Raw genomic sequence first — 4,944 nt, 5'->3', positions numbered from 1 at the left:
GTACCGCTCATCCGCACAGACACGTTTAAATGCCCGCTCGCCCCATCAAACTCGCGGACCTGCGCCGCTACGCCATCGCCCGCAGCCTGTTCACCCCGACCACCCTGCCCGCTGCCATCAGAAAACTGGGCTTTGTGCAGGCCGACCCCATCCGCGCCCCGGCGCGAGCGCAAGACCTGACCCTGCGGCTGCGCGTCAAGGACTACCGGGCCGGGGAGTTGGAGCGCCGCTATGCCAAGCTGGCCGTCGAAGAAGACTGTTTGGTCAATTACGGCTTCTTGCCCCGAGAGCATCTGCATCTGATGCATCCACGCATCGCGCGGCGCGTCTGGGACGCCAAGACGCAAGAGCAGGCCGAGGCGATTCTGAACTTTGTCAGCGCCCGCGGGCCCAGTCACCCGCGCGAGATCCAGGCCCATATCAATCTGGGCAGCACCCGCAATGCCTGGGGCGGTAACAGCAATGCCACCACCCAGCTGCTGGACGGCATGCATTACCGGGGCCTCTTGCGCGTTCACGAGCGCGAGGCCGGCCAGCGCATCTATGCCGCGGTGCAGCATCCCGAGGACGAGCGCAGCCCGCAAGCCAAAGCAGATGCACTGCTGCATCTGGTGCTGGCCAAATACGCACCGCTGCCCTCACGCAGCCTTGGGGCCCTTTGCAGCCTATTGGGCTATGGCGCACCCCATCTTGGCGCCGAGATCAAGCACGCCTTGGCGCACGCTCGCAAGGCGCTGCCCAGTGCAGAGGTAGCCGGCGTGAGCTGGCTCTGGCCCGACGGGGAAGACCCCGCCGCCAAACGCTGGCGGCTGGATGATGAGCTGCGACTACTGGCACCCTTTGACCCCATCGTGTGGGACCGCCTGCGCTTCGAATTGCTGTGGGGCTGGGCCTACCGGTTCGAGGCCTACACGCCAGCACCCAAACGCAAACTCGGCTATTACGCGCTGCCAATGCTGTGGCGAGGACAGATGGTGGGCTGGGCAAACCTGTCGGTCCTGAACGGCGGATTGCAGGCACAGTTCGGCTTTGTAGAACCTGCTGCGCAGCAGGACCGGGAGCTGCAACTCGCTCTTGACGCTGAGCTGGCGCGCATGTCGACATTCCTGGGTTTGAGCGTTTCTTGACGGAGATCAAAGCCCCGTCATTTCCTGCGTTTTTTGTCCCCCTAGGTCATGGGAAGTAAGCCGTTACGCGTTGACACTCCATTTGGCCCAATGATTCAATCGCCGCTCTGGCATCGGGCCAGCTTTGACACGGCCTACACGGCGACCGGCTCATTCGGAGCGCGGAATTCCAGCAGGCCACCGATCTTGGGAGCACCGTATGTTGTCATCAGCAAAGTCTCGTTTGGTCCGGCCGCAGGCCTCGTACACCCGCCCGTTCGCCGCCAGCCTTTTGGCCCTGGCGGCGGCTTTTCCGGCAGCCGCCGTGCCGCTATATTTTTCAAGTTCCGGCTGGGTCCAGGGCAACATCGACACCAGCTATTCCAGCCCACTGCTGGGCGATGTCCGCTTCACATTGCAGGGCCCAAGTGATTCCCAGTACAACTGGAACAACCCGCTGGGCAATACCAGCTCAGGTTTGGCCAGCGTCAACTACACCATCGCGGCAGGTCAGACCAGCACCGATCCGATTTACAACATCGTCACCAGCGACGGCCAGTACGGTTTTTCCTATGCCGCTCAAGCCGAAGCGGACCGTCTGCGCCTGCGCACCAAGACCACGTCGACCACCGTCAATGCGCTCGGTGAAACTGCCTCGTCGCCGAACAGCCAGCTGTGGAGCTACGCGAGTGCGAGCTGGAACCAACAGTTCTTGATCGAATCTACGCCGCACCGCCCCAAGGGCAGTTACGGTGCCATTTTGGTGGGCTTTACCCTGCAAGGAACCACCTCGGACATGGTCGACGGCTATGCCTACGGCAACGGGCAATTGCGCTCCAGTTTCGTTGACCTGGCCGGCGTCAGTTTTTCCAGCAGCTTCCAAATCGGCACCAACTCCGGCGATCCGACTTGGACCGGCAGCCGCACCACCTATAAGAAGCTGCTGTTTCAATATGGGACTGTCTTCAACATCGATTTGAACCAGTGGTCGCAGGCCTACGTGAACGCCGAATCGGACTTCTCGCATACCGGCTACATCAGCTCCATCGAGCTGCCGTTTCAGTCGATGCTGGAGTCAGGTGCGGAGCAGGCGGGACTGGGCGGCACCAGCCAGATCTATGGCAATGTGACCTATTCCGCCACGGCCGACGACATCAACACCAACTGGGACTTCAGCAACAACGGCGGCGGCTTCAACCCGCCGGTACCTGAGCCGTCGAGCTATGCGCTGATGTTGGCCGGCTTGGCCGCGATGGGCTTCTTGGTACGCCGTCGCCGCGGCTAAAACCCCTGGCTGATTGATCAGCACTTGCTGGCGCGCGCATGCAAAACCGCGCGCGCCAGTTCGGCAAACCCATCGCCGCGCTCGGCCTGCGTCACATAGCTCGGCAGATGCCGCAGCTGAGGCGCCCACCGCGCAATATTGGCCACGCCGACCGTCAGGGGCATGCGCTCGAACAGCAGCTGATCATTGGCCGAGTCGCCGATGTACAGCCAGCGCTGCGCGTCAAAACTCTCGCCCAGCAGCGCCGGCACCGCCCACGCGGCGGCCGTCCATTTATTGTGTTCCCCGATCCAGCCATTGATGTGGATGGAGCTGACCGTGGCCACCAAGCCATGCTCGCGCATCACGGCGCAGGTCGCCGCGATCTGCGCGGCATCCAGATGCGCGAACTCGCTGTGGTCGATGGCGATATCGGTCAAGCGGCCGGCCGAGTCGGCGGCCAAGCGCGCGCCCGGCACGCGCCGCAACACAGCGGCCGCACAGACCTGTAGCCGCTCGAAATTGGCATGTCGTAGCTGCTCATCAGCTTGACTGAACTCGCGCCGCAGCAGGCCCTTTGCATCGCGACGCAGCATCACGGCACCGTTCTCGGCCACGATGGCGAGCAGCGGCCAAGCCAGGGCGAAAGGCTCACTCCAGCCGCTCGACCGGCCCGTGATGGCGATCACCGGCACACCGGCGTCACTCAAGGCCTGCAGCGCCGACAACGCGGCCGGGGCAATCGCGCCGCCGCTTGTGAGCGTGTCATCGATATCGGTCAACACGCCGCGCAGGTTGCGCAAACGCTCGGGTGGGCAAAGGCGGAAAGGCTGCATAGGGCGGAATTGTCCGCAATCTCGGCACTCCTCCACGTATCGAAATTCAGCTTGCGGCTAGAATTCGGGCTGTTCCGAGGAGCGTTGCAACCTGCGAGTACACAAACTCCCAGGCCAGGCTCGGAAAAGTTCCGCATCCGGCTTCAATGGCCAGCAGAACCTGCAACCGCGCTCACCCGCTGACGTTTTCGCGTGGGTGATCGCTGCCAGCCAAGCTCTTGGCTGGCCACAACCCCCCATGCACTGACGGCAGCGGCTTCATAGATTGCATGAAGGAAAGAGCTCGCCATGACTGCCACCACCCTGTCCAAAGACCAATTCCATATTGCCGACCTGAGCCTTGCCGCCTGGGGCCGCAAGGAAATGAATATCGCCGAGTGCGAAATGCCCGCGCTGATGGCGATCCGCAAGGAATACGCGACGACGCAGCCGCTCAAGGGCGCGCGCATCACCGGCTCGCTGCACATGACGATCCAGACCGCCGTGCTGGTGGAAACGCTGCAGGCGCTGGGCGCTGCAGTGCGCTGGGCATCCTGCAATATCTACTCGACCCAGGACCAAGCTGCCGCCGCGCTGGTCGCCGCCGGCACGCCGGTGTTTGCCTACAAGGGCGAGACGCTGGCCGACTATTGGGACTACACCCACCGCATTTTTGACTTTGCCGCCAAGGGTGAGCCCGGCGAAGGCCCGAACATGATTCTGGACGACGGCGGCGACGCCACGCTGTTGATGCACCTGGGCCAAAAGGCCGAGAAGGACCTGAGCGTACTGGACAAGCCGGGCAGCGAAGAAGAGCGCGTGCTGTTCGCTTCCATCAAGGCCAAGATCGCCGTTGACGGCACTTGGTACACCCGCAAGAGCGCCGAGATCCTGGGCGTCACCGAAGAGACCACCACCGGCGTGCACCGCTTGCAGGAAATGTCGGCCAAGGGCGAGTTGCTGTTCCGCGCCATCAACGTCAATGACTCGGTCACCAAGAGCAAGTTTGACAACCTTTATGGTTGCCGCGAGTCATTGGTGGACGCCGTCAAGCGCGCCACCGATGTGATGATCGCCGGCAAGGTCGCCGTGATCGCCGGCTATGGCGACGTGGGCAAGGGCTCGGCGCAGGCACTGCGCGCGCTGTCGGCGCAGGTGTGGGTTACCGAGATCGATCCGATCTGCGCGTTGCAGGCCGCGATGGAAGGCTATCGCGTGGTGACGATGGAATACGCCTGCGACAAGGCCGACATCTTCGTCACGGCGACGGGCAACATCGACGTGATCACGCTCGAGCACATGCAGCGGATGAAGAACAACGCGATCGTGTGCAACATCGGGCACTTCGATTCCGAGATCGACGTCGCGAGCCTGAAACAATACAAGTGGGACAACATCAAGCCGCAGGTCGACCACATCATCTTCCCGAGCGGCAAGCGGCTGATCCTGCTCGCGGAGGGACGCCTCGTGAACCTCGGCTGCGGCACCGGCCACCCGAGCTTCGACATGTCGAGCTCGTTCACCAACCAGGTGATCGCCCAGATCGAGCTTTTCTCGCACAACAGCAAGTACGAGAAGAAGGTGTACGTGCTGCCCAAGCACCTCGACGAGAAAGTCGCGAGCCTGCACCTTAAGACACTCGGCGCGCAGTTGACGCGCATGACCGAAGCCCAGGCATAGTATCTCGGCATCGACATGAATGGTCCGTTCAAACCCGATCACTACCGTTATTGATCGGGTTGGCGGACCGTTTGAACGC

Annotated in this window: 4 protein-coding genes and 1 riboswitch; of the genes, 3 read left to right on the top strand and 1 reads right to left on the bottom strand. The window is 62.5% G+C overall.

What is annotated here, in order from left to right:
* Positions 1 to 29: 29 nt before the first annotated feature.
* Both RMO57_RS09885 and RMO57_RS09880 read left to right on the top strand, forming a co-directional pair.
* Positions 30 to 1,127 (top strand): DNA glycosylase AlkZ-like family protein, encoded by a 1,098-nt coding sequence (locus tag RMO57_RS09885; RefSeq protein WP_310386165.1) that lies wholly within the window; start codon positions 30 to 32, stop codon positions 1,125 to 1,127.
* A gap of 199 nt (positions 1,128 to 1,326) precedes the next feature.
* Positions 1,327 to 2,391, top strand: coding sequence for a PEP-CTERM sorting domain-containing protein (locus RMO57_RS09880; protein ID WP_310386164.1), 1,065 nt, complete (start codon positions 1,327 to 1,329; stop codon positions 2,389 to 2,391).
* Between the two features lie 17 nt (positions 2,392 to 2,408).
* Here the strand turns inward: RMO57_RS09880 and RMO57_RS09875 are convergent, their stop codons facing one another.
* Positions 2,409 to 3,206, bottom strand: coding sequence for an HAD-IIB family hydrolase (locus RMO57_RS09875; protein ID WP_310386163.1), 798 nt, complete (start codon positions 3,204 to 3,206; stop codon positions 2,409 to 2,411).
* A 70-nt stretch (positions 3,207 to 3,276) separates the two neighbouring features.
* Positions 3,277 to 3,387: riboswitch (S-adenosyl-L-homocysteine riboswitch) on the top strand.
* 107 nt (positions 3,388 to 3,494) lie between these two features.
* On the opposite strand from RMO57_RS09875, the gene ahcY reads away from it, so the two are divergent.
* Positions 3,495 to 4,865, top strand: coding sequence for an adenosylhomocysteinase (gene ahcY, locus RMO57_RS09870; protein WP_310386162.1), 1,371 nt, complete (start codon positions 3,495 to 3,497; stop codon positions 4,863 to 4,865).
* The last annotated feature ends 79 nt before the right edge of the window (positions 4,866 to 4,944 follow it).

It is taken from the genome of Roseateles sp., from assembly GCF_031397715.1.
Classification (GTDB): Bacteria; Pseudomonadota; Gammaproteobacteria; order Burkholderiales; family Burkholderiaceae_C; genus Paucibacter_A.
Note: the sequence above shows the minus strand (reverse complement) of the source record. Positions and strands in the feature narration are given on the sequence as shown.